Annotated in this window: 16 protein-coding genes; 13 read left to right on the forward strand and 3 right to left on the reverse strand. The window is 70.8% G+C overall.

Annotated elements, in window-relative coordinates; genetic code table 11:
- Positions 1-101: 101 nt before the first annotated feature.
- The 8 genes from H343_RS0115365 (at position 102) to H343_RS0115400 (ending at position 12,516) form a co-directional block, all read left to right on the forward strand.
- A complete protein-coding gene (locus H343_RS0115365; protein ID WP_028431875.1) occupies positions 102-641 on the forward strand; it encodes a (2Fe-2S)-binding protein in 540 nt (179 codons plus the stop codon).
- Between the two features lie 31 nt (positions 642-672).
- On the forward strand, positions 673-1,668 hold the full coding sequence (locus tag H343_RS0115370) for an FAD binding domain-containing protein (protein WP_028431876.1): 996 nt from the start codon (positions 673-675) through the stop codon (positions 1,666-1,668).
- Complete coding sequence (locus tag H343_RS0115375) at positions 1,665-3,947, forward strand: xanthine dehydrogenase family protein molybdopterin-binding subunit (protein ID WP_028431877.1); 2,283 nt, start codon at positions 1,665-1,667, stop codon at positions 3,945-3,947. The genes H343_RS0115370 and H343_RS0115375 overlap by 4 nt, the downstream gene beginning before the upstream one ends.
- A gap of 496 nt (positions 3,948-4,443) precedes the next feature.
- The gene (locus H343_RS0115380) at positions 4,444-5,046 is read left to right on the forward strand and encodes a response regulator transcription factor (protein ID WP_028431878.1); all 603 of its coding nucleotides are present in this window, start codon (positions 4,444-4,446) and stop codon (positions 5,044-5,046) included.
- A gap of 280 nt (positions 5,047-5,326) precedes the next feature.
- Complete coding sequence (locus H343_RS0115385) at positions 5,327-8,644, forward strand: GH92 family glycosyl hydrolase (protein WP_486586923.1); 3,318 nt, start codon at positions 5,327-5,329, stop codon at positions 8,642-8,644.
- 126 nt (positions 8,645-8,770) lie between these two features.
- On the forward strand, positions 8,771-9,526 hold the full coding sequence (locus H343_RS0115390; protein ID WP_028431880.1) for a beta-phosphoglucomutase family hydrolase: 756 nt from the start codon (positions 8,771-8,773) through the stop codon (positions 9,524-9,526).
- The gene (locus tag H343_RS0115395) at positions 9,523-11,868 is read left to right on the forward strand and encodes a glycosyl hydrolase family 65 domain-containing protein (protein ID WP_028431881.1); all 2,346 of its coding nucleotides are present in this window, start codon (positions 9,523-9,525) and stop codon (positions 11,866-11,868) included. Before H343_RS0115390 ends, H343_RS0115395 begins: the two co-directional genes overlap by 4 nt.
- Before the next feature lie 123 nt (positions 11,869-11,991).
- The gene (locus H343_RS0115400) at positions 11,992-12,516 is read left to right on the forward strand and encodes a GNAT family N-acetyltransferase (protein ID WP_028431882.1); all 525 of its coding nucleotides are present in this window, start codon (positions 11,992-11,994) and stop codon (positions 12,514-12,516) included.
- A gap of 7 nt (positions 12,517-12,523) precedes the next feature.
- Here H343_RS0115400 and H343_RS30840 read toward each other — a convergent pair whose 3' ends face one another.
- Both H343_RS30840 and H343_RS0115410 read right to left on the reverse strand, forming a co-directional pair.
- The gene (locus tag H343_RS30840) at positions 12,524-13,225 is read right to left on the reverse strand and encodes a class I SAM-dependent methyltransferase (RefSeq protein WP_051265303.1); all 702 of its coding nucleotides are present in this window, start codon (positions 13,223-13,225) and stop codon (positions 12,524-12,526) included.
- A gap of 115 nt (positions 13,226-13,340) precedes the next feature.
- Entirely contained in the window at positions 13,341-13,820 is a 480-nt protein-coding gene (locus tag H343_RS0115410; RefSeq protein ID WP_028431883.1) for a diadenosine tetraphosphate hydrolase, read from the reverse strand.
- 253 nt (positions 13,821-14,073) lie between these two features.
- Between H343_RS0115410 and H343_RS0115415 the strand changes: the two genes are divergently transcribed.
- The 4 genes from H343_RS0115415 to H343_RS0115430 all read left to right on the forward strand — a co-directional run bounded on the left by H343_RS0115415 (position 14,074) and on the right by H343_RS0115430 (position 18,918).
- Complete coding sequence (locus H343_RS0115415) at positions 14,074-14,709, forward strand: TetR/AcrR family transcriptional regulator (protein ID WP_028431884.1); 636 nt, start codon at positions 14,074-14,076, stop codon at positions 14,707-14,709.
- A gap of 94 nt (positions 14,710-14,803) precedes the next feature.
- Positions 14,804-15,586 carry an ABC transporter ATP-binding protein gene (locus tag H343_RS0115420; RefSeq protein ID WP_078505675.1) on the forward strand — a complete coding sequence of 261 codons (783 nt, stop codon included), beginning with the start codon at positions 14,804-14,806 and terminating at the stop codon, positions 15,584-15,586.
- 6 nt (positions 15,587-15,592) lie between these two features.
- Positions 15,593-18,004, forward strand: a complete 2,412-nt coding sequence (locus H343_RS0115425) for an ABC transporter permease (RefSeq protein ID WP_028431886.1) — start codon at positions 15,593-15,595, stop codon at positions 18,002-18,004.
- A 278-nt stretch (positions 18,005-18,282) separates the two neighbouring features.
- Complete coding sequence (locus tag H343_RS0115430; protein WP_028431887.1) at positions 18,283-18,918, forward strand: LysM peptidoglycan-binding domain-containing protein; 636 nt, start codon at positions 18,283-18,285, stop codon at positions 18,916-18,918.
- A gap of 441 nt (positions 18,919-19,359) precedes the next feature.
- Here H343_RS0115430 and H343_RS0115435 read toward each other — a convergent pair whose 3' ends face one another.
- The gene (locus tag H343_RS0115435; RefSeq protein WP_028431888.1) at positions 19,360-20,466 is read right to left on the reverse strand and encodes a helix-turn-helix domain-containing protein; all 1,107 of its coding nucleotides are present in this window, start codon (positions 20,464-20,466) and stop codon (positions 19,360-19,362) included.
- A gap of 300 nt (positions 20,467-20,766) precedes the next feature.
- Here H343_RS0115435 and nhaA point away from each other — a divergent pair, with 300 nt between their 5' ends.
- The gene (nhaA, locus tag H343_RS0115440) at positions 20,767-22,200 is read left to right on the forward strand and encodes a Na+/H+ antiporter NhaA (protein ID WP_028431889.1); all 1,434 of its coding nucleotides are present in this window, start codon (positions 20,767-20,769) and stop codon (positions 22,198-22,200) included.
- The last annotated feature ends 34 nt before the right edge of the window (positions 22,201-22,234 follow it).

Below are 22,234 nucleotides of genomic sequence, written 5' to 3' on the forward strand. Positions count from 1 at the left end.
CCGCCCGTGAGGAGGATCCGGCCGCAACCCGCGATGCGCGTATGTTCCTTTTGTCGGAGTTACCTAGGATATGCAGCCCGCAGCGATCTTCGGAGGTGCGCATGTCCGCAGGCGGTTCCGCGCTCACGCAGCACGGCCCGGCCCTCGAGGAACGCGGCCCGGGCCCGGTGACCGTCACCCTCCGGGTCAACGGATCCGGGCACTCCGCACAGATCGAGCCGCGGGTGAGCCTGCTCGACACCCTGCGCGAACACCTCGGCCTGACGGGCGCGAAGAAGGGCTGCGACCAGGGCGCCTGCGGAGCGTGCACCGTACTGGTGGACTCCCGTCGCGTACTGGCGTGCCTGACCCTCGCCCTCACCTGCGAGGGCAAGGAGATCACCACCGTCGAAGGGCTCGCCCCGGACGGCGTACTGCACCCCGTGCAGCAGGCGTTCATCGCCGAGGACGCCTTCCAGTGCGGCTTCTGCACACCCGGCCAGATCATGTCCGCCGTGGCGCTCTTGGAGGAGGGCCACGCCGATGACGACGACGGCATCAAGGAGTGGATGAGCGGCAACCTCTGCCGCTGCGCCGCCTATCCGCACATCCGGTCCGCGATCCGCGCGGTCCGCGACGAAGCCCGGCACCGCGAGCCCTGAAGCCCCGAACCCCCCAGCCAGGAGGTACCCCGTGCGGCCCCTCACCTACGCGCGCGCCACCGACGCCGCCGGCGCCGTCGCGGCCGTCAGCGCCGACCCCACGAGCGACTTCCTCGCCGGCGGCACCACCGAGGTCGACCTGCTGCGCCGGGACGTCCTCACCCCGCGCCGCCTCGTCGACATCAACGACCTGCCGCTGACCGGCGTCGGCCACGCGCCGGACGGCGGGCTGCGCATCGGGGCGCTGACCCGGATGAGCGACGCGGCCGCCTCTCCCCTCGTTCGGGAAGAGTTCCCGGTGATCTCCCAGGCCCTGGAGTCGGGCGCCTCCCCCCAGCTGCGCAACATGGCCACCATCGGCGGGAACCTGCTGCAGCGCGTGCGCTGCTCCTACTTCCGCGACACGGCCTCCCCCTGCAACAAGCGGGAACCGGGCAGCGGTTGCTCCGCCCTGACCGGGTACAGCCGCGGCCACGCCGTGCTGGGCACCAGCGAGCACTGCATCGCGGCGCACCCCTCCGATCTCGCCGTTGCCCTGGCGGCCCTCGACGCGCGCGTCCACACCTTCGGCCCGCGCGGCGAGGTCACCTACGGCATCGACGACTTCTTCCTCACGCCGGGCCACACGCCGCACCGCGAACACCCCCTGGAGCACGGCGAACTGGTCACCGCGGTCGAGGTGCCCCACGCGCCCGTCGCGCGCCGGTCGCTCTACCTGAAGGTCCGGGACCGGGAGAGCTACGAGTTCTCCCTGGTCTCGGTCGCGGCGGCGCTCTCCCTGGTGGACAGCACGATCGCGGACGTACGGCTCGCCCTGGGCGGCGCGGGCACCAAGCCCTGGCGGGCGCACCGCGCCGAGGGCGTCCTGCTCGGGGCGCGCACCGAGGCGGAGAACTTCGCCTCGGCGGCGCGTACGGAGCTGGCCGACGCACGGACCACCGCCGACAACGCCTTCAAGGTCGACCTCGCACAGCGCGCGATCGTACGAGTCCTGCACACCCTCACGGCGAACGGGAGCCCGTCATGACCGCCGGCAGCACTGCCGCCGCGGCCCCCGGGGCCGTCGGAGCACCGCTCGACCGGGTCGACGGCCCCGCCAAGGTCACCGGCGCCGCCCGCTTCACCTGCGACGTCACCGCTCCGGACATGGCCTACGGCTTCCTCGTCGGAGCGCGCGTCGCCGCCGGCCGCGTCACCGGCATCGACGCCTCGGCCGCCCGGGAGGAGCCGGGCGTACTGGCCGTCCTCACCCACGAGAACCTGCCCCGGATCTCCGTGCAGCCGCCCCTGCTGCCCTCACTCGCCGGCGGCCCCGCACCCGGGGAGACCTTCTTCCCCATGCAGGACGCCACCGTCCACTACGCGGGCCAGCACATCGCCCTCGTCGTCGCCGACACGCACGAGCGCGCCCGGCACGCGGCGGCGCTGCTGCGCGTCACCTACGAGGAGTCGCCCTCCCTTACCACCGTCGAGCAGGGCCGCGACCAGGCCTGGGAACCCGAGGCGATCTTCGCCGGGTTCCTCCCGGGCCGGACGGAGCGGGGCGACCTCGAAGCGGGGCTCGCACAGGCCGACGTGCGGCTGGAGACCACCTGGACGTACGCCGCCAACCATCACAACTCCCTCGAACCCTCGGCGACGACCGCCCTGTGGGAGGGCGACGAACTGGTCCTCCACGACGCCACCCAGGGGGTCAACGCCACGCAGCTCACCGTCTGCGCGCTGCTGGGCCTCCCGCTGTCCAAGGTCCGCGTCATCAGCCACTACGTCGGCGGCAGCTTCGGCGGCAAGGCCATGGTCTGGCACCATCCGGCACTCGCCGCGCTGGCCGCCCGCGAGGTGGGCCGGCCGGTCAAGCTGGCGCTCACCCGCGAGCAGACGTTCACCTCCCACGGCCACCGGGAGGAGCAGGAGCAGCACCTCACGCTCGCCGCCACCGGCGAGGGCAGGCTCACGGCACTGCGCCACCACAAGCTCTCGCCCACCTCCCCGTTCGACGAGTGGGCCGAGCCGTCGCTGAACGCGGCGTCGCAGATGTACGCCTGCCCGAACTACGAGGGCCTCTACCGCCTCGTCCGCGCCAACACCATGACGCCGACCTTCATGCGGGCGCCCGGTGACGCGACCGGCATGTTCGCCCTCGAGTGCGCCATGGACGAACTCGCCGAACGCCTCGGCCTGGACCCGCTGGAGATGCGGCGCGTCAACTTCGCCTTCGTCGACCCCGCCTCGGGCAACCCGTGGTCCAGCAACGGCCTGGAGGAGTGCTACGAGCGCGGGGCGACCCGCTTCGGCTGGTACGACCGTGATCCCCGGCCCCGCTCCCGCCGCGAGGGGAACTGGCTGATCGGCACCGGCATGGCCGCCGCCTGCTACCCGGTCGTCCCGCCGCACACGCCGCAGCGCGCCCGCGCCCGCCTGTACGCGGACGGCAGCGTCGTCGTGCAGGCCGCCACACCGGAGTTCGGCACGGGCGTGGCCACCGTGATGGCGCAGGTCGCCGCCGACGCGCTGGCCGTACCGGTCGGGCGCTGCAGGTTCGAGAAGGGCGACAGCGACTTCCCGCACATCGCCGCCGCGGTCGCATCCGCCGGAGCGGGCATGATCAGCGCCGCCGTGCACCTTGCCGCGACCGCTCTGCGCGACCAGCTCGTCGCCCAGGCCGTCCGCGACAGCACCTCGCCGCTGCACGGCGCGGACCCCGCGGACGTCGTCGTACGGGACGGTGTGATGACGGCGGGCTCCTCCTCGGAGTCGTACACGGATCTGCTGCGGCGCCACCAGCAGCCGGACGCCGAGGCTCCGGGCGCGTGGAACCCTCCCGGGCCGGAGACCCCGTACGGGCTGCTCACCTTCGGGGCCCAGTTCGCGGAGGTGGCCGTCGATCCGGAGCTGGGGCTGGTCCGCGTACGGCGGATGACGGGCGCGTTCGCTCCGGGGCGGGTGCTCAACGCCAAGACGGTGCGCAGCCAGCTCATGGGCGGAATGCTCTGGGGGCTGGGGCAGGCGCTGCTGGAGTCCAATCACATGGACCCGGGCACGGGACGCTGGGTCAACTCGGACCTCACCGGCTATCTGGTCGCGGTCAACGCGGACGTGCCCGATGTGGAGGTCGAGCTCGTCGAGGTGGAGGACCGGATCGTCAACCCGCTCGGGGTCAAAGGCGTGGGCGAGATCGGCCAGGTGGGCGCGAACGCGGCCATCGCCAACGCGGTGCACCATGCGACGGGCACGCGCTTCCGGAAGATGCCGATCACCGTCGAGGACATCCTGCGGTCGGAGGCAGGCACCGGAACCGGTGCCTGAACCGGAATCGGAACCGGAACCAACCGGCTTGCACCGTAAGGGACTTGTTCCACCGGACGATGTCCGGTTTCCGCGCCTGAAGGCGCCCGGAAGCCCTTGACCGGCGGTGCCCGGAGCCGTCGCGGGCGGCCACGGAGGCGAGGGCGAACATACCGCCGGTCACCCCCTCCGACCCTCCGGCACCGCCTCCACCAGCGGTTTCACGGGTCCCGAACACCTGCATTCACCATTACCGGCATTGCGGCAGCGACCTGCAAATGAACCGCGCCTGCCCGCATTTTCCGGAGTTTTGATCTTCACAAGAAATTGCAATTGGTATCGACAACTGAAAGCGTTCAACGGCCGCAGAATGTCCGCTTCAAACCGGACATAGCCATATATCCAAGCCCAGTCCGGAGGAAAGAAGCCGACACATGCTTGACCGGTCTTGTTTCAATATGGAACTGTACGACCGCGCAGGGCTACTGACCTGAGAGCCTGACGGGGGCCTTTACAAGTGAGTACTCGTATCGTGATCGGCGAAGAGAGACGTCTTTTTTCGGAAGCTATCGCCGAAACACTCAAGCAGGTCCGCGACTTCGAAGTCGTCGAGATCGTCAATGACAGCAAAGACCTGATTCCTACCGTTCTGCGGGTACTGCCCTCCGTCACCCTTCTGGGCTCGGGCACGGGCGGCGAGGACGACCTCTCCCTCGCGGACGAACTGCGCGCCGCCGCCCCCGGATGCGGGGTCGCCATCATCGGCGCGGACCCGACCCGCAGCACCAGGGACCACGCTCCGGCCAGCGGAGTCTTCCGCTTCGTGCCGGACGACGCGAGCCTGACCCAGCTCGTACGCGCGATACGCGGTCTGGACACCGGCCCCGAGTCCTCCTCCGCACTGACGGACGAGCCCTCCGCCCAGGAGCGGCCCCTCAGCGACAGGGAGCGCGAAGTGCTCCGCCTGACCGCGGACGGCTCCCCCATCAGGGAGATAGCGGCCGAGCTGTTCCTCTCCCCGGGGACCGTACGCAATCTGACCTCCAGCGCGATAAAGAAGATGGGCGGCCGCAACCGTTTCGACGCGGCCTGCATCGCCGGCAAGCGCGGCTGGCTCTGAATCTCCGGGTGGTCCGTCCGTGCAGCCTTCCGGCCGGGCCACCCGGGCTCCAGCAGGCGGCACCCGCCCACGAGGCGCTCTTGACACCACACGGCTCACGGACATTACTGGGGCTCTGCGCCATCAGGGGACAACGATGTCAACCTCGGGGAGAGGGTCACACGTGCGGCACAGACACCCACACGGCAGACGGTCCGGACCGGGCGGAACGGCGCACCGCACCCTCCGCCGTCCGCGAACCGCCCGCAACCTGGCGCTTCTCGCCGCCGCGCTGCTCGTCATGACCGCCCAGGGCGCCGCGGTCGCCGCACCGCCGCAGCCCGGCCCCGCCCACAGCTTCAGCTCCTCCTTCGAACCGGACGACCCCGCCCCCGACTGGTCGGACAGCGTCGAGACCACCCCTGACGGCGAGAAGAAGACCTCCGGCGTCGAGTCCGGTGCCGGCGCGGCCGGAATGAGCAGCAGCACCGGCACCGGCCCCACCGACACCCCCACCGCCAAGGACGGCGCGGGCTTCACCGGCAAGCGCTCCCTGCGCTACGCGGGCACCCACACCGCGAGCGGCCGCGGCTACTCCTACAACCGGGTCTTCGACGTCAACATCGAGGTCGGCGCCCGTACTTCCCTCGCGTACAGACTCTTCCCCGAACTGCCGGAGACCGACCCCGACTACCCGGCCACACACGCCTCCCTGGATCTCGCCTTCACCGACGGCACCTACCTCAGCGACCTCGGCGCCACCGACCAGCACGGCGCGGAGCTGACGCCGCAGGGCCAGGCCGCCGCAAAGACACTCTCCGCGAACCAGTGGAACCACCGCGAGTCGCGGATCGGCGCTGTCGCCGCGGGCAAGACGGTCGAGAGGATTCTCCTCGCCTACGACTCCCCGAAGGGCGGCAGCGACTTCCGCGGCTGGGTCGACGACGTCTCGCTGGCTCCCGAGCCCCCGGAGAAGCGCCCGGCGCACCTGTCCGACTACGTGGAGACCACCCGCGGCACCAACTCCAGCGGCGAGTTCTCGCGCGGCAACACCTTCCCGGCGACCGCGGTCCCCGGAGGCTTCAACTTCTGGACGCCGGTGACCGACGCCGGCTCCACGGACTGGCTCTACGAGTACGCGCGCAAGAACAACGAGGACAACCGCCCCACCCTGCAGGCGTTCAGCGCCAGCCACGAGCCCAGCCCCTGGATGGGCGACCGGCAGACCTTCCAGGTCATGCCGTCGGCCGCCCAGGGCGAACCGGACGCCTCACGCTCCGCCCGTGAACTCCCCTTCCGCCACGAGAACGAGACGGCCCGGCCGCACCAGTACGGCGTCGAGTTCGACAACGGCATCGAGACCCGGATCACCCCGACCGACCACGCCGCGATGATGCGCTTCACCTTTCCCGGTGACGACGCGAGCCTCATCTTCGACAACGTCGACAACCGGGGCGGGCTCACCCTCGACGAGAAGAAGGGCACGGTCACCGGTTTCTCCGACGTCAGGAGCAAGCTGTCGACGGGCGCCACCCGCATGTTCGTCCACGCCGAGTTCGACTCCTCGGTGACCGGCGGCGGCAGGCTCGGCGGTGGAGGCGGCAAGGACGTCACGGGCTATCTGCGCTTCGACCCCGGGTCCGACCGCACCGTCACCATGCGCATCGCCACCTCCCTGATCAGCGTCGATCAGGCGAAGGCGAATCTGGCACGGGAGATACCCGCCGGCGCCTCGTTCGGCGAGGTGCGCGACCGCGCCCGGAGCCAGTGGGACGACCTGCTGGGCCGCATCGAGGTGGAGGGTGCGAGCCGAGACCGGCTCACCACCCTCTACTCCAGCCTCTACCGCCTCTACCTCTACCCCAACTCCGGTTCGGAGAAGGTCGGTTCACGTACGCGCTACGCCAGTCCGTTCGCCGAGCCCACGGGCGAGGACACCCCGACGCACACCGGCTCGAAGATCGTCGACGGCGACGTCTACGTCAACAACGGCTTCTGGGACACCTTCCGTACCACCTGGCCCGCCTACTCACTGCTCACACCCGGGCGGGCGGGGAAGATGGCCGACGGGTTCGTACAGCAGTACAAGGACGGCGGCTGGATCTCACGGTGGTCCTCACCGGGGTACGCGGACCTGATGACCGGCACGAGTTCCGACGTCGCCTTCGCCGACGCGTACCGGAAAGGGGTGAAGTTCGACGCCCGCGCCGCCTACGACGCCGCGGTGAAGAACGCCACCGTCGCACCGCCGGACCCGGGCGTGGGCCGGAAGGGCATGAGCACCTCCCCGTTCCTGGGCTGGACCAGCACCGGGACCAAGGAAGGCATGTCATGGGCGCTGGAGGGATATCTCAACGACTTCGGCATCGCCCGTATGGGCAGTTCCCTGTACGAGAAGACCGGTGAGCGCCGCTACAAGGAGGAATCGGAATACTTCCTCGGCCGGGCCCGCAACTACGTGAAGCATTTCGACGACAATGTCGGATTCTTCCAGGGCAAGAACGCCGACGGCCGGTGGCGGCTTCCGCCGGGCGAATTCGACCCGCGTGTGTGGGGGCACGACTACACCGAGACGAATGCCTGGAGTTTCGCCTTCACCGCCCCGCAGGACACCAAGGGACTCGCCAACCTCTACGGCGGCCGGAAAGGTCTCGCGAAGAAGCTGGACACCTACTTCTCCACGCCGGAGACGGCCACGAAGGAGTTCGCCGGCTCCTACGGCGACGTGATCCACGAGATGACCGAGGCCCGTGACGTACGGATGGGGATGTACGGGCACAGCAACCAGCCCTCCCACCACATCGCCTACACCTACGACGCGGCCGGACAGCCCTGGAAGACCCAGGAGAAGGTCCGTGACGTGCTCTCCCGCCTCTATCTCGGCAGCGAGATCGGCCAGGGGTACCCCGGCGACGAGGACAACGGCGAGATGTCCGCGTGGTACGTCTTCAGCGCGCTGGGCTTCTACCCCCTGGTGATGGGGTCGCCCGAATACGCCGTGGGCTCACCGCTGTTCACCAAGGCGACCGTCCACCTGGAGAACGGGAAGGACCTGGTGGTGAAGGCTCCCCGCAACAGCGCCCGCAACGTGTACGTGCAGGGGCTGCGGGTCAACGGCAAGCCGTGGAAGTCCACTTCACTGCCCCACAAGCTCCTGGCCCGCGGCGGCACCCTGGAGTTCGACATGGGCCCGGAGCCGTCCGGGTGGGGCACGGGCGAGAAGAACGCCCCGTCCTCGATCACGAAGGACGGCCGGGTGCCCTCACCGCCCGGCGACCTGACCGTGCCGGACAAGGACGATCCTCTGCTGGACAACACTTCCGCGACTGAATCCTCCTTCTCCCGGGCCGCGTTGGAGATCGAACGCGACTCGCGGAGCAAGCGCGTCACCTCCTACACGCTCACCTCGGCGGACAAGGACGACGCACCGCGGGGCTGGGTCCTGGAGGGCTCCCGCGACGGGGAGAAGTGGCGGGAGGTGGACCGGCGCAGGGGTGAGTCCTTCAAGTGGGACAGACAGACCCGCGTCTTCGAGGTCCGCGACCCCGGCGCGTACAGGCAGTACCGGCTCGTGCCCGCCGGCGGTGCCACGCTCGCCCAGATCGAACTGCTCGGCTGAGACCGGCCCCCCCGGGGGCGGGCACGCGCCCCCGGGGCACGCGCTGCTGCATATGGCCGATACCGCGGCAGCGAATCGCACGCGCGGGAGGCATGCGGACAGCACGGGACGGGGACTCGGCCTCCCATGACGAAGCTGGGTCTGCCCCACGGCGTCCGCGCCTGCCTTTTCGACCTCGACGGTGTGCTCACCAGGACGGCCGTGGTGCACGCGGCCGCCTGGAAGGAGATGTTCGACGACTTCCTGCGGCGCCGGGACGGTGACGGCTACCGCCCGTTCGAGCGCGGCGACTACGACGAGTACGTCGACGGACGGCCACGGGCCGACGGCGTACGCACCTTCCTCGCCTCCCGCGGCATCGAGCTGCCCGAGGGCTCACCGGAGGACTCCCCCGGCGCACAGACCGTGCACGGGCTGGGCAACCGGAAGAACGAACTGCTCCTGTCGAAGATCCACAAGGACGGCGTCGAGGCGTACCCCGGCTCGCTGCGCTATCTGGACGCGGTGCGCGAGGCGGGCCTGCGTACGGCCGTGGTCTCCTCCAGCGCCAACTGCCGAGACATCCTCGCCGCGGTCGGCATCGAGCAGCTGTTCGAAGTTCGGATCGACGGTGTGGTGGCGTCCGAACGCGAGCTCCCCGGCAAACCCGCACCGGACACCTTCCTCGCCGCGGCACACGACCTCGGCGTGGAGGCCGCGGCCTGCGCCGTCTTCGAGGACGCCCTGGCCGGCATGGAGGCAGGCCGCGCGGGCCGCTTCGGACACGTCGTGGGCGTCGACCGCGCCGGCCAGGCCGACGCGCTCCGCCGGCACGGCGCCGACACCGTCGTCGACGACCTCGCCGAACTGATCGGACGCCGAGAGCCGGAGGACCGCACATGATCACCCAGCGCACCTACGCCTGCGAACCCTGGACGCTGCGCGAGACGGGCCTGAACCTGAACATGCTGCCGCAGAGCGAATCGGTCTTCGCCCTGTCCAACGGGCACGTCGGCTGGCGGGGCAACCTCGACGAGGGCGAACCGCACGGCCTGCCCGGCTCCTACCTCAACGGCGTGCACGAACTGCACCCGCTGCCGTACGCGGAGGCAGGCTACGGCTACCCCGAGTCCGGCCAGACGGTCATCAACGTCACCAACGGCAAAGTGATCCGCCTCCTCGTCGACGACGAGCCCTTCGACGTGCGCTACGGGCGGCTGCGCTCCCACGAACGCGTACTGGACCTGCGCAACGGTGTGCTGCGGCGCACCTGCGAGTGGACCTCGCCCGCCGGCAGCACCGTACGCGTGCACTCCACACGGCTGGTCTCCTTCACCCAGCGCTCCATCGCCGCCGTCGCCTTCGAGGTCGAGCCGCTGGACGACGAGGTCCGGGTCGTCATCCAGTCCGAACTCGTCGCCAACGAGCAACTGCCGCACGTCCCCGGCGACCCGCGCACCGCCGCCGCGCTCGAATCACCGCTCGACCCGGAGGAGGACCTCGCCTCGGGCGGACGGCTGCGCCTGATCCACTGCACGCGCCGCAGCGGACTGCGGGTGGCGGCGGCCGCCGACCACGTCGTCGACGGACCCGCCACGACCCGTACTTCGAGCGAGAGCGGCGAGAACGTCAGCCGGTTCACGATCACTTCCGTGCTGAAGCCCGGCGAACCGCTGCGGCTGGAGAAGATCGTCTCCTACGGCTGGTCGAGTGTCCGCTCCCTGCCCGCCGTCCGCGACCAGGTGGACGCGGCACTCGCCGGCGCCCGCAGCACGGGCTGGGACGGGCTGGCCGACCAGCAAACCTCCTACCTCGACGACTTCTGGGGCCGTTCCGACGTCGAGGTGGACGGCGACGCCGAGATCCAGCAGGCGGTGCGCTTCGGCCTCTTCCACGTCCTGCAGGCCGGGGCGCGCGCCGAGCATCGCGCGATCCCCGCGAAAGGACTGACCGGCTCCGGCTACGACGGCCACTCCTTCTGGGACACCGAGACGTTCGTACTGGGGCTGCTGACCTACACCTCCCCCCGCGCCGTCGCCGAAGCGCTGCGCTGGCGGCACGACACACTGCCCGCGGCGCGCGCCCGGGCGGAGCAACTCGGCCTGCACGGAGCCGCGTTCCCCTGGCGGACCATCGACGGCTCGGAGTGCTCCGCGTACTGGCCGGCCGGCACCGCCGCCTTCCACGTCAACGCGGACATCGCCGACGCGGTCGTGCGGTACGTCGCGGCCACGGGGGACGAGGAGTTCGAGCGGGAGACCGGCGTGCCGATCCTGGTGGAGACCGCACGGCTGTGGCACTCGCTCGGCCACCACGACCACCAGGGCGCGTTCCACTTCGACGGCGTCACCGGGCCGGACGAGTACAGCGCCGTCGCCGACGACAACATCTACACCAACCTGATGGCGCGGGAGAACCTGCGGGAGGCGGCGAACGCCATCGAGCGGCACCCCGATGCCGCAGCCGCCTTCGGCGTCGACGACGAGGAGGCCGCCGCCTGGCGGGACGCCGCGGACGCCGTCGCCATGCCGTTCGACGAGGACCTCGGCGTCCACGAGCAGTCGGCGGGCTTCACCGGCCACCAGATGTGGGACTTCAACGGGACGAAGCCCGAGCAGTACCCCCTGATGATGCACTTCCCCTACTTCGAGCTGTACCGCAAGCAGGTGGTCAAGCAGGCCGACCTGGTGCTGGCCATGTGCCGGCACGGGGACATGTTCGACGCCGAGCAGAAGGCCCGGAACTTCGAGTACTACGAGCAGTTGACGGTGCGGGACTCCTCCCTCTCGGCGTGCTGGCAGTCCGTCATGGCCGCCGAGGTCGGCCATCTGCGCCTGGCCTACGACTACTTGGGCGAAGCTGCCCTGATGGACCTCGCCGACCTGGAGCACAACACCCGCGACGGCCTGCACATCGCCTCCCTCGCGGGTACCTGGATGGCACTGGTCGCCGGCTTCGGCGGAATGCGCCACCACGACGGCCTCCTCGAGTTCGCGCCCAAACTGCCGGAACGGCTCAGCCGGCTCGCCTTCACCGTGCAGGTGAAGGGGCAGCGGCTGCGCGTGGAGATCAGCGACTCGGTCGCCACGTACACCTTGGTCGAAGGGCCGCCGATGCAGATCTGCCATTACGGCGAGCGGTTCACGGTGATCGCCGAGGAGCCCCGCGAACGAAAGGTGACCCGACCGCCCCGCCGCCCCGAACCGAAGCAGCCTCCGGGACGAAGGCCGGCGAGCCGGCATTAGGACCCCGGCGGGCGGTGACCGGCGCCGGCAGAGTGCCGGCCCGTCACCGCCACCGGAAGCGACGGGACATCGCGAGGCGGAATCCGGTGGAGGCGCCGCACGACGCGTGCTCCAATGCACGCCATGGTTACCGGAGAACTCGTACGCCTTCGCGCACTGGCGCCGTCCGACGCGGAGTCTCTGTGGCGGTGGAACAACGACCCCGAAGTGATGCGCTGGATGGATGCGTACTACGACCAGCACCTGGAGGAGGTGCGCAAACGTCTCGAGACCCGGGGGCCGAACACGTACGGGGACACGCTGTACGGGATCGAAGTGCGGGAAGACGCAGCACTGATCGGGCTGGTGCGCCTGCGGGATGCGCAACCGGAGGTGGGGTGCGCCGAGTTGGACATCTACCTCGGTGAGAAGGACCACTGGGGCCGCGGCTGCGGCACGGACGCGCTGCGCACCATGTGCCGATACGGGTTCGACACCATGCGGCTGCACAGGATCTCCCTGTCAGTGGTCACGGAGAACCATGCGGCGCACCACATCTACCGGAAGGTCGGCTTCGTCGAAGAGGGCCGGCTGCGACAGGTGTTCCACCGGGACGGACGGTGGTACGACCAGTTCGCGATGGGCATGCTGAAGGGGGAACTGCGCTAGTGGCCTGTCAGGCTGCGGGGGCGGTCTCGCGCGGTTGTGCGTGCGGCCGGACAGCCCCTTCCTGCGCTTTGCGGACGAGCAGTTGAACCTCCTGGAACTGCCGCCGGTCTGTGGGCTGAGGCTCGCGAACCATCCGCGCCACCTCGGCCAACCCGGACCTGCGCAGCATCGCGGCGAGATGATCAGGCCACCACCGGTAGGCCGGCGCGACTGCGTGATCGAAGACCTGCGTCGGACGGGACGGATCGTCGCTTGCCGAAACGCCGACCAGGAGGTGACCGCCGGGCGCCAGTACACGGTGGAACTCCGCCAAGATGACAGGCAGTTCCTGCGGCGGAGTGTGGATGATGGACCAACGTGAGAGCACGCCGCCCAGCACGCCGTCGGAGATGTTCAACGCGGCCATCGAGCCCACGTCGAACCGCAGACCCGGATAGCTCTGTCGAGCCAGCTTGATCATCGCCGGCGAGGCGTCAACTCCGAACGCCGTCAACCCCAACTCGTCCAGATGAGCGGTGATGTGGCCAGGCCCGCACCCCAGGTCCGCGACCTGACCGTCCCCGCTCGCACGTACGACTTCGGCGAAGGCGCCCAAGATCGCCCGGTCCAGGGGACTGTCACGCAGCGAGTCGCGGAACAGCTGTGCATAGGTGGGGGCAGCAGCGTCGTAGGCCTCGCGGGTGGCACTGAGGGCATCGTGTTCGACCATGTTTCGCGACAGTAGTTCCTGGCGCTGAGGCGAGCCGGGAGGATCACGATCCGGGCCGCACCGGCCTCGGCCGGCCATCACCGGTCACGGCCGCCGGCCCGCCGGCCCGGCGGCTTCAGGGCGCCGATCGCAGCCGGTCCAGTTCGCCGCCGATCGCATCTCGCAGCACGTCATGCTGCGGACCGAGCCTGAACTGCTCGTCACTCCAGCGCTCACGCGGATAGAGCCACACCGGAGCACCCACCACATCGGCCGGCTCCCACTCGAACCGGGGCCAGACATGCGCATGCAAGAACGGGTCGGTGTTCCCGAGGATCTCCAGGTTGACCCGTCGGAAGGCCGGGTCCAGCCGTCGGCAGGCACGCTCGACCGCTTCACCGAGCTGGTCCATGTCGGACAGGAACGACAGCCGCTTTGCCTTCGGCAGGTCCGACAACCGCCGCACATCGGGATCGTCGACGAGCAGCACCGAATACCCGGGCAGGAACTGGACATCCCCGATCACCGCGAATCCGGACGTCAGCCGTCGCAGCACGGTCGGGTTCTCGCCCCTCCGCGCAGTCCCGATCCGGTCCGTCCGCCAGTCACCGGTCATGGCCGGAACCTACATCCCTCCACTCAAGGACCGCTCTTCGCTCTCGGTCTTCCTCACACGGTTCGCGGTCCAGGCATGTGAGGCGGGGAGCGTCCCCTGGCCGCTTCCAGGAACCGCCGTCCACCCCCCCGGGGGTGACAGATCCGAGCCGCGACCCCTACAGTTTGGTCGTACGCCCAAATCATTCGCCCAAGGCGAATACCCAAGGCGAACGCCCAATGTGTGTGCCCCCGAGTTCCGAGCTGGAGTGCCAGTGACACCGACATCCGCCGAACGCGGCCACGAGACCCGGGAGCGGCTGCTCGACGCCGCCGCGCAGCTGATCGTCGAGGACGGCTGGGGCGCGGTGACCACACGGCGTGTGGCCGACCGGGCGGGGCTGCGGGCCGGGCTGGTGCACTACCACTTCCGCACGGTCACCGAACTGCTGATCGAGGCGTCCCTGGCTTCCGCGCGCCGTGAGTTGAACGCGGCCGTCGAGGCGCTCTCACACGCCGACGACCCTGCCGAGGGCATCACCGAGGTGCTGGAGATGCTCTCGGCCTACAGCTCCAGCGATCCGGCGACGGTGCTGTTCAGCGAGATGCTGCTCGCCTCGACCCGTCTCGAGCAGTTGCGGTCCGAGTTGTCGGTTCTGCTGGCCGAGTGGCGCACGACCGTCACCGACTGGCTGCGAGCGGCCAACGCCTCGCACGCCATGGACAGTTCACAGCCCCCCGGCCACGGCCGGGCGGACGACGCGGGCGACCTGGAGGGCACAGCGGTGCTGCTGGGCGCCGCTCTCGACGGGCTCGTCCTGCACCGGCTGATCGATCCGTCCCTCGCGGGGATCTCCGTCACACAGCCGCTGGCACGCCTGGTGGGTGCCCCGCAGCCGCGCAAGAGCTGACGCCCGAGCACCGTCCCACCCAGCCCCGCTCCCGGCCCCGCGCCCCGTCACCCGGCACTCCACATCCCGCACCACCCACCAGAGGAGGCATCCCGTGGCACGTACGAAACCCGCAGGAGAGGACGCCGCAGCCACCCCCCGCGCCCGGGGCGCCACGGGCACCCGGGCCGTCCGTGGGGGCGCCAGGCTGCGCGGCGCGTGCAGGACGTACGGGTCCGGCGAGGCCGCCGTCAGCGCGCTCGACGCTGTGGACCTGGAGATCGAGCCGGGCGAACTGGTCGTCGTGCTCGGCCCCAGCGGCTCCGGCAAGACGACGCTGCTGAACGTGCTCGGCGGTATCGAGTCGGCGGACAGCGGGTCCGTCGAGGTCTGCGGGGTGGATCTGGCCGGCCGCAGGCCGCGTGAACTCGCGGGCTTCCGGCGGGACCACATCGGTTTCGTCTTCCAGTTCTTCAATCTCGTGCCCACGCTGACCGCCCGGGAGAACGTGGAGGTCATGGTCGAACTCACCGGACGCGGCGAGCGCGGCCGCGTCGTCGGCCTCCTGGAGTCGGTCGGTCTCGGCGACCGCCTCGACTACTTCCCTTCGCAGCTCTCCGGCGGCCAGCAGCAGCGCGTCGCGATCGCCCGCGCCCTTGCCACCGATCCCGGTCTGCTGCTCGCCGACGAGCCGACGGGCGCCCTCGACGTCGCCACCGGCACATCGGTGCTGCGGCTGCTGCAGGAGACCAACGCGGAAGGGCGCGGGGTGCTCATGGTCACGCACAATGCCGCCGTCGCCCGGATCGCACACCGCGTGGTGACCATGCGCGACGGGCGCGTGGAGTCGGTGGAACGCAACGCCGAGCCCGCCGACGTGACGACCGTGGGCTGGTGAGGGGCGGTGCAGGGGATACTTCTCGCCAAGACACGACGTGATCTGCGGCGCCGTCTGCCGCAGTTCGCCGCGATCGGGGTGACGGTCCTGATCGGCGTACTGCTCTTCGTGGCCAGCTACGACGCCTACCGCAACCTCGGCTCCAGCTACGAACACACCTACTCCCGCATGCACTTCGCGGACCTGACGGCCTCCGGCGGGGACCCGGCGAAGGTCGCGGCGGCCGCCCGGGGCAGCGAGGACGTCTCCGCGGTGACCAGCCGCACCCAGGCGCGCCTGCCGGTCCGCCTCGGCGACGACGAACTGCTGGGCCGCCTGGCCGGAATGCCCCCGGCCGGGGATGAACGCGCCGCGGGCCGGGGCGTGAACGAGGTCGATGTGGTCTCCGGTCACCGTCCGCGCGCCGGCGACGAGGACGGCGTGCTGATCGAGCGGCACACGGCGGAGACCTTCGGTCTCGCGCCCGGCGACACCGTGAAGGTCTTCGACGGCTCGGGCTGGCGGTCCCTGGCCGTGCGCGGTGTCGCGGACTCTCCCGAGTACCTGTGGCCGGCCCTCGACAGGCAGCAGGTCATCGGCGACCCGCACAACTTCGCCGTGGTGTTCGCGCCGGAGGCGACGGTGCGCGAGCTCGCCGCCGGGGGTGGCGGCTCCACCGGCCAGACACTTGTGCGCCTTTCCGGCGGCGCCCGCGGTGACGGCGCCGCGGCGGCCGCCGTCACCGAACGGCTCCGGTCCGCGGGGGCGTCGCAGGTGGAGCCCCGCTCGCAGCAGCCCTCCCATTCCGCGCTGAGCGAGGACCTGAAGGGCTTCTCCCAACTCTCCGTCGCTTTCCCGCTGTTGTTCCTCTCGGCTGCGGCTGTGGCCGCGTACGTCCTCATCACGCGGCTCGTGCTCGCCGAGCGCAAGGTCATCGCCACCTTCCTCGCCGCCGGCGTGCCGCGCGGAATCGTGGCCCGGCACTATCTCGGACACGGAGTGCTCGCCGGTACGGGCGGGGCGGTGCTGGGCGTGGCGCTGGGAGCGGCGGCCACGACCGCGGTGACCCACGCGTACACCACCGAACTCGGCATCCCCTACACGCTGGTGGAGCACCGGCCGGGCGTCATGCTGGCGGGTGCGCTCTTCGGGACGCTGGTCGGGCTGGTCGGCGGCGCTGCACCGGCGTGGGCGACGACGAGGACGGCACCGGCCGAGGCCATGCGCGGTGACGGCGCCACCCTGCGCCCGCCCGGCAGGTGGGGCAGGGCCCTGGCCGGGATGCGGCGGCTGCCCCTGACGGTGCGGCTGTCGCTGCGCGAACTCGGCCGCAGCCGCCGCCGGACCCTCGCGACGATGCTGGGGAGCGTGCTGGCGCTGGTCCTGGTGCTCACCTCGGCGGGAATGGCCACCAGCATGAGCGCTGCCATGAACGTGCAGTTCGAGAAGGTCCAGCGGGAGGACGCCACCGTCACGGCCGATCCGCGCGCGCCCGACCAGCAGCGGGTGCTGCGCGGCATCGACGGCGTCACCGACGTCGAACCGGTCACCACGGCGCAGGTCACCGCAACCGCCCACGGCGGCTCGTACAGCACGTCGTTGACGGGATACGAGCGCGGGACGTCCATGCACGGCTTCCTCACGCCGGAGGGCGGCGAGCGCGGACTGCCGCCCGACGGCGGTCTCCTGGCGGGCAAGGCGGTCGCCGACCGTCTGGGCATCTCGCCCGGCGACCGGTTCACGCTGCGCACCGGCGGCGGCGAGGCCAGGACCGTGCGGCTGGCGGGTCTGCTGGAGGAGCCGATGGGTTCTGCGCTGTACGGCACCAGGGGCACCGTCGCCGAGGCCCTCGGCCCGGCCGCCGAGGAATCGTCCGCGGGCGGCCGGACCGAGGGCTACGCGCTGCGTTTCGCGCCGGGCGCGCCGGAGTCCGTCCACGACCGGGTACGGCAGGAGGCGACCGCCCTCGACGGTGTCGTGGCCTACGCCGGGGCGCGGGCGCTGGAGCGCCAGATCGACCAGTACATGGCGCTGTTCCGCGTCTTCGTGGGCGTGATGCTGTTCCTGGGCGCGGTGCTGGCCCTCACCGTCATCCACGTGACGATGACGGTCAACATCGCCGAGCGGACAGGTGAGTTGGCCACCCTGCGGGCAACCGGCGTGCCGTTGCGGCGCATCGCGGGGCTGCTCGCCGCCGAGAACCTCGCGGCGACGCTGATCGCCCTGCCGTTCGGTCTTCTGGCGGGGTTCGCCGCGGCGTGGCAGTTCCTGGAGTCGTTCAACAGCGACATGTTCGCGATGGACCTGCGGATCGGGTGGCCCGTGGCGCTGGGAGCGGTCGGCGCCGTGACGGGCGCGTCGCTGCTCTCGCAGATCCCGGCCGTGCGGGCGGTCCGACGGCTCGACGTGGCGCGAGTCGTACGGGAGCGGGCGGACTGAGCGGCCGGAGGGACCGGAGAGACCGGAGAGAGGGTCCACTTGCGCTCCGCCGTACGGTGTGACCCTTCTCTCCGGGTATCCCTCCCTTGGCCCTGTTGTCCGCTTCGCACCTATCGGGCTGACCTGCACTGATAGCAGCTTCGGGGTACTTTCCAGGGGCAGATGGACCACTCGTGTCGTTTTTTGCCCACCTGCAGGGGTGTGCTTACGGTCGCCACCGCTCGAGAAGTTCGCCGCCGAACGTGCGGCGAGCACCGCGACCGTTAGGAAGAAACACCATGCTGTTCTCCAGCAAGGGCCGCAACCGAGGGTCCGTGAAGAGCACCCGCCTCGCCGTCGTGACCGGCGTAGCAGGTGTCGCTGTCGCTCTCCCGATGGTGACGGCGCCCGGTGCGCAGGCTGCCCCCGTCGGCACCTGGGAGAAGGTCGCCCAGTGCGAGTCCAGCGGCAACTGGCAGGCCAACACCGGCAACGGCTACTACGGCGGCCTGCAGTTCTCGCAGTCCAGCTGGAAGGCGGCGGGCGGCACCCAGTACGCGCCCCGCGCCGACCAGGCGAGCAAGCAGCAGCAGATCGCCGCCGCGGAGAAGCTGCTCGCCCAGCAGGGCCCGGGCGCCTGGGCCTGCGCCGGTGAGGGCGGTCTGACCGCCGGAGGGGCTCCCGCCGAGGTCGACACCGGCAGTGGCGCCGACGACTCGGCCGAGTCCCGTCAGAACACCGGGAGCCGGTCCGACCGGTCGGACGGCCGGCAGGCGGGCGGCGAGGGCGAGTACACCGTGAAGGCCGGTGACACCCTCGGCTCCATCGCCTCCTCGCAGGGCCTCGACTGGAAGACGCTGTACGGGAACAACAAGTCGGTCGTCGGCGAGGACGCCGACCTGATCCACCCGGGTCAGAAGCTGCAGCTCGGCTGAGACGCGCTGCTCCGCGCCCGTCCACCGGGCCGGAGAGCGCGGGCCGATGCCCTCACCCCCGTCGAGGGCATCGGCCCGCGCCACCCCTGCCCGGTCCTTGCGGCGCAGACGTATCGTGACACCGGACGGGCCGCTCGCACATTGCCGGAACCCGGCAACAATCACGCCGTGTTGACGTCCTGTGAGCGCCGCAACCACGGCCGGTTCCAGGGACGTGGAACAACCCCGCCGCACGGCTGTCACAGTTCATCGCACGTCATCGCAGTTCACCGCGCCGTCCACCGCCACGGCCGGCCCTCGCGCACTGCTCTCCTCACTCACACGCGGAACTCACAAGCGGAACAACCGCGCCGTGCGGTGTCGCAGTTCACCGCCCGCGTGTCCCGGCGGGTTCCACAGGGCTGCGGGCACCCGGCCGGGGAAGCGTTGATCCGCGCGGAGTCACAGAGCCTTCTGCGGCCACCCCAGCAGCCGGGCACCCATGACCGCCGCCTCCAGCGTGAAGCGCTGCAGCGGCTGGTTCGGGGAGTAGCCCGTGAGGGTGCGGATGCGCTCCAGCCGGTAGGAGAGCGTGCGGACGCTCACGCCGAGCCGCCGCGCGGCCTCCGCGTTGACGTAGCCGGCAGAGGCGCACACCGACAGGGTCTCCAGCAGCGGGCCCGCACCGCCCCGCGCCTTCGTCAGCGGGCCGAGCACCGTCCGTACGAGATCCGCCATCGCGCCCCGGTCGCGCAGCAGGACGGGGAAGACGAGCAGGTCCGTCGCGCTCAGCCGTACGTCTTCGAGGCCCAGTTGCTCCGCCAGGTCGAGCGCCCCCAGGGCCTCCTCGTAGCTGCGCACCACACCGCCCGCGCCGGAGTGCTCCCGGCCGACCGCGACACGCTGCGCGGCCGGGTAGCCCGCGCCGGGGTTCTCGGCGAGCCGCGCGAAGTGCTCGAGCACGTCGCGGTCGCTGCTCGCCGCGATGCACACCAGCCGTCCCTCCTTCGTGGACAGCAGCACGTCCCTCGGCCCGAACCGGCCGAGCAGGTCACGTTCGATGCGCCGGACGGTGCGGTGGACGTCGTCGTACGCCTCCGCCCCCACGGCCACGGCCACGGCGTGCACGCCCGCGAGGCGCAGCCCGAAACGCTGCGCCCGCTCGGCCAGCCGTCCCAGGTCGCTGCGCCCGTAGAGGAGGTCGTCGACGAACTCCCGCCGTTCGCCCTCTTCCTGGCGCACGGCGAGCCTCTGCGCACGTTCGTGTCCTTCGCCGAGGGCGCTGACCGCGACCTGGACCGCGCCGAGGACCGCATCCCCGGTACGGGCGCGTTCGCTCGCGGTGGCGGCGCGGGCCACGCCCGGCAGGGTGCCCCACAGCCGTCGCGTCTGGCCGAGGTAGAGGCCGACCAGCTCACGCAGCGCGTAGCCGCGTTCGGCGGCGCGTTCCCCCAGGGCGCGGAAGGTGTCGAGTTCGTCACGGCGCAGCGAGCGTCCGGTGTTGGACACTTCGGCCAGCAGGTCCGGGTAGGCGCCGAGGAAGCCGTCCGGGCCGTCCGCACCGTCCACGTCGCCGTGGGTGCCGGGGCGGGGGCCGGTGCCGCCGTCCGTCGGGGCGCCGTCCTCGCCGTGCGGGCCGCTTCCCTGGCCGTCCTTCACCCTGCTCCCGTCCACCGCTCCCCCAGTCCCCCGTGCCAACCGGCCCACAGCGTATTCGAACAGTGCAGGCCCCCGCGCCGAGTCCGCTCTCACCCGGCGGGGTACGGTGTGACAATCACGTCAAGATCGATGCAATGATGGTGTGCCGGGAAGTCTGGTCGGCGGCGCTTACGAGCGTCTGGGCCCTTCCCGATCCCTGGAGCCGCTTCGATGCCCCTCTTCTCCTCCTCCGAGCAGACCTCGCTCTTCGCACGACCGTCATTGAAGGAACGCAAGGCGCTCGCCGAGGCGCTGCGCACCGAGACGGTCGGCGGCATGATGCTGCTCGCCGCCGCCCTGGTGGCCCTGATCTGGGCGAACACCCCGCTGAGCGAGTCCTACGAGGCCGTGCGCTCCTTCCACTTCGGCATCCCCACCCTGGGCCTGGACCTGTCGGTGGAGCACTGGGCCTCGGACGGCATCCTCACCATCTTCTTCTTCGTCGCGGGCATCGAACTCAAGCGGGAGCTGGTCGCGGGCGAGCTGCGCAAGCCCGCCGCGGCCGCGCTGCCGATCGTCGCCGCCGCGGCGGGCATGATCGTTCCGGCGGGTATCTACGTCGTCACCAACCTCGTCGGGGGCGGCGATCTCCACGGCTGGGCCGTGCCGATGGCCACCGACATCGCCTTCGCCCTCGGCGTCCTCGCCGTGGTGGGCACCAACCTGCCCTCGGGAATCCGCGCCTTCCTCCTCACCCTCGCGATCGTCGACGACCTCGGTGCCATCCTCGTCATCGCCGTCTTCTTCACCTCCACCCTCAACTGGGCGGCGCTGGCCGGGGCCCTCGCGGGACTCGTCCTCTTCCGGGTGCTGCACATCAACCTGCGGGTGCGCGGCTGGTACGTGTACGTGCCGCTGGCCGTCGTCATCTGGGCGCTGATGTACAACAGCGGCATCCACGCCACCATCGCCGGTGTGGCCATGGGCATGCTGCTGCGCTGCCTGCCCTGTGAGGCGTACAAGGGGCGGCCCCCGGAGGAGACCTCGACGGCGGAACGTGTCGAGCACCGGGTGCGGCCCGTGTCCGCGGGGTTCGCGGTACCGGTCTTCGCCCTCTTCGCCGCGGGCGTCGGCGTCTCCGGCTCCGCGCTCGGCGAGATGTTCCAGCAGCCGGAGGCGCTGGGTGTGCTTCTGGGCCTGTTCGTGGGCAAGATCGTGGGCGTCTTCGGCGGTACGTATCTCGCGGCACGCTGGACCCGCGCCCGCCTCGACCCGTCGCTCTCCTGGTCCGACGTGGCCGGCATCTCGATGCTCGCGGGCATCGGCTTCACCGTGTCGCTGCTGATCTCGGAGCTCGCCTTCACCAACGGCGAGACGACCGAGCACGTCAAGGCGGCGGTGCTCATCGGTTCGCTGCTGTCGGCGGCCGTCGCGTGCGTACTCCTCAAGTCCCGCGACGCGAAGTACCGGGCGCTGTGGGAGGCGGAGAACCGGGACGAGGACCTGGACACCGTCCCCGACATCGACCAGCCCGCCGACCCCGTCAAGCGTCCGGCGGAGGCCGCACGCCGGGCCAAGGAGCAGGAGCTGCGGTCGGCGGAGGAACAGCGGAGGGCCGGCCGGGACGACGAGGGACGCGACGGCGGACGCGAAGGCGGGCACTGAGATCGTCCTCGCACTTGTGGGCACGGCCCCGGCT

It is taken from the genome of Streptomyces sp. TAA204, assembly GCF_000424965.1.

Coding starts and splice junctions, on each gene's coding strand:
- H343_RS0115365 (WP_028431875.1), top strand. CDS start 102: ATGTCCGCAGGCGGTTCCGCGCTCACGCAGCACGGCCCGGCCCTCGAG.
- H343_RS0115375 (WP_028431877.1), top strand. CDS start 1,665: ATGACCGCCGGCAGCACTGCCGCCGCGGCCCCCGGGGCCGTCGGAGCA.
- H343_RS0115385 (WP_486586923.1), top strand. CDS start 5,327: ATGACCGCCCAGGGCGCCGCGGTCGCCGCACCGCCGCAGCCCGGCCCC.
- H343_RS0115390 (WP_028431880.1), top strand. CDS start 8,771: ATGACGAAGCTGGGTCTGCCCCACGGCGTCCGCGCCTGCCTTTTCGAC.
- H343_RS0115395 (WP_028431881.1), top strand. CDS start 9,523: ATGATCACCCAGCGCACCTACGCCTGCGAACCCTGGACGCTGCGCGAG.
- H343_RS0115400 (WP_028431882.1), top strand. CDS start 11,992: ATGGTTACCGGAGAACTCGTACGCCTTCGCGCACTGGCGCCGTCCGAC.
- H343_RS30840 (WP_051265303.1), bottom strand. CDS start 13,225: ATGGTCGAACACGATGCCCTCAGTGCCACCCGCGAGGCCTACGACGCT.
- H343_RS0115410 (WP_028431883.1), bottom strand. CDS start 13,820: ATGACCGGTGACTGGCGGACGGACCGGATCGGGACTGCGCGGAGGGGC.
- H343_RS0115430 (WP_028431887.1), top strand. CDS start 18,283: ATGCTGTTCTCCAGCAAGGGCCGCAACCGAGGGTCCGTGAAGAGCACC.
- nhaA (WP_028431889.1), top strand. CDS start 20,767: ATGCCCCTCTTCTCCTCCTCCGAGCAGACCTCGCTCTTCGCACGACCG.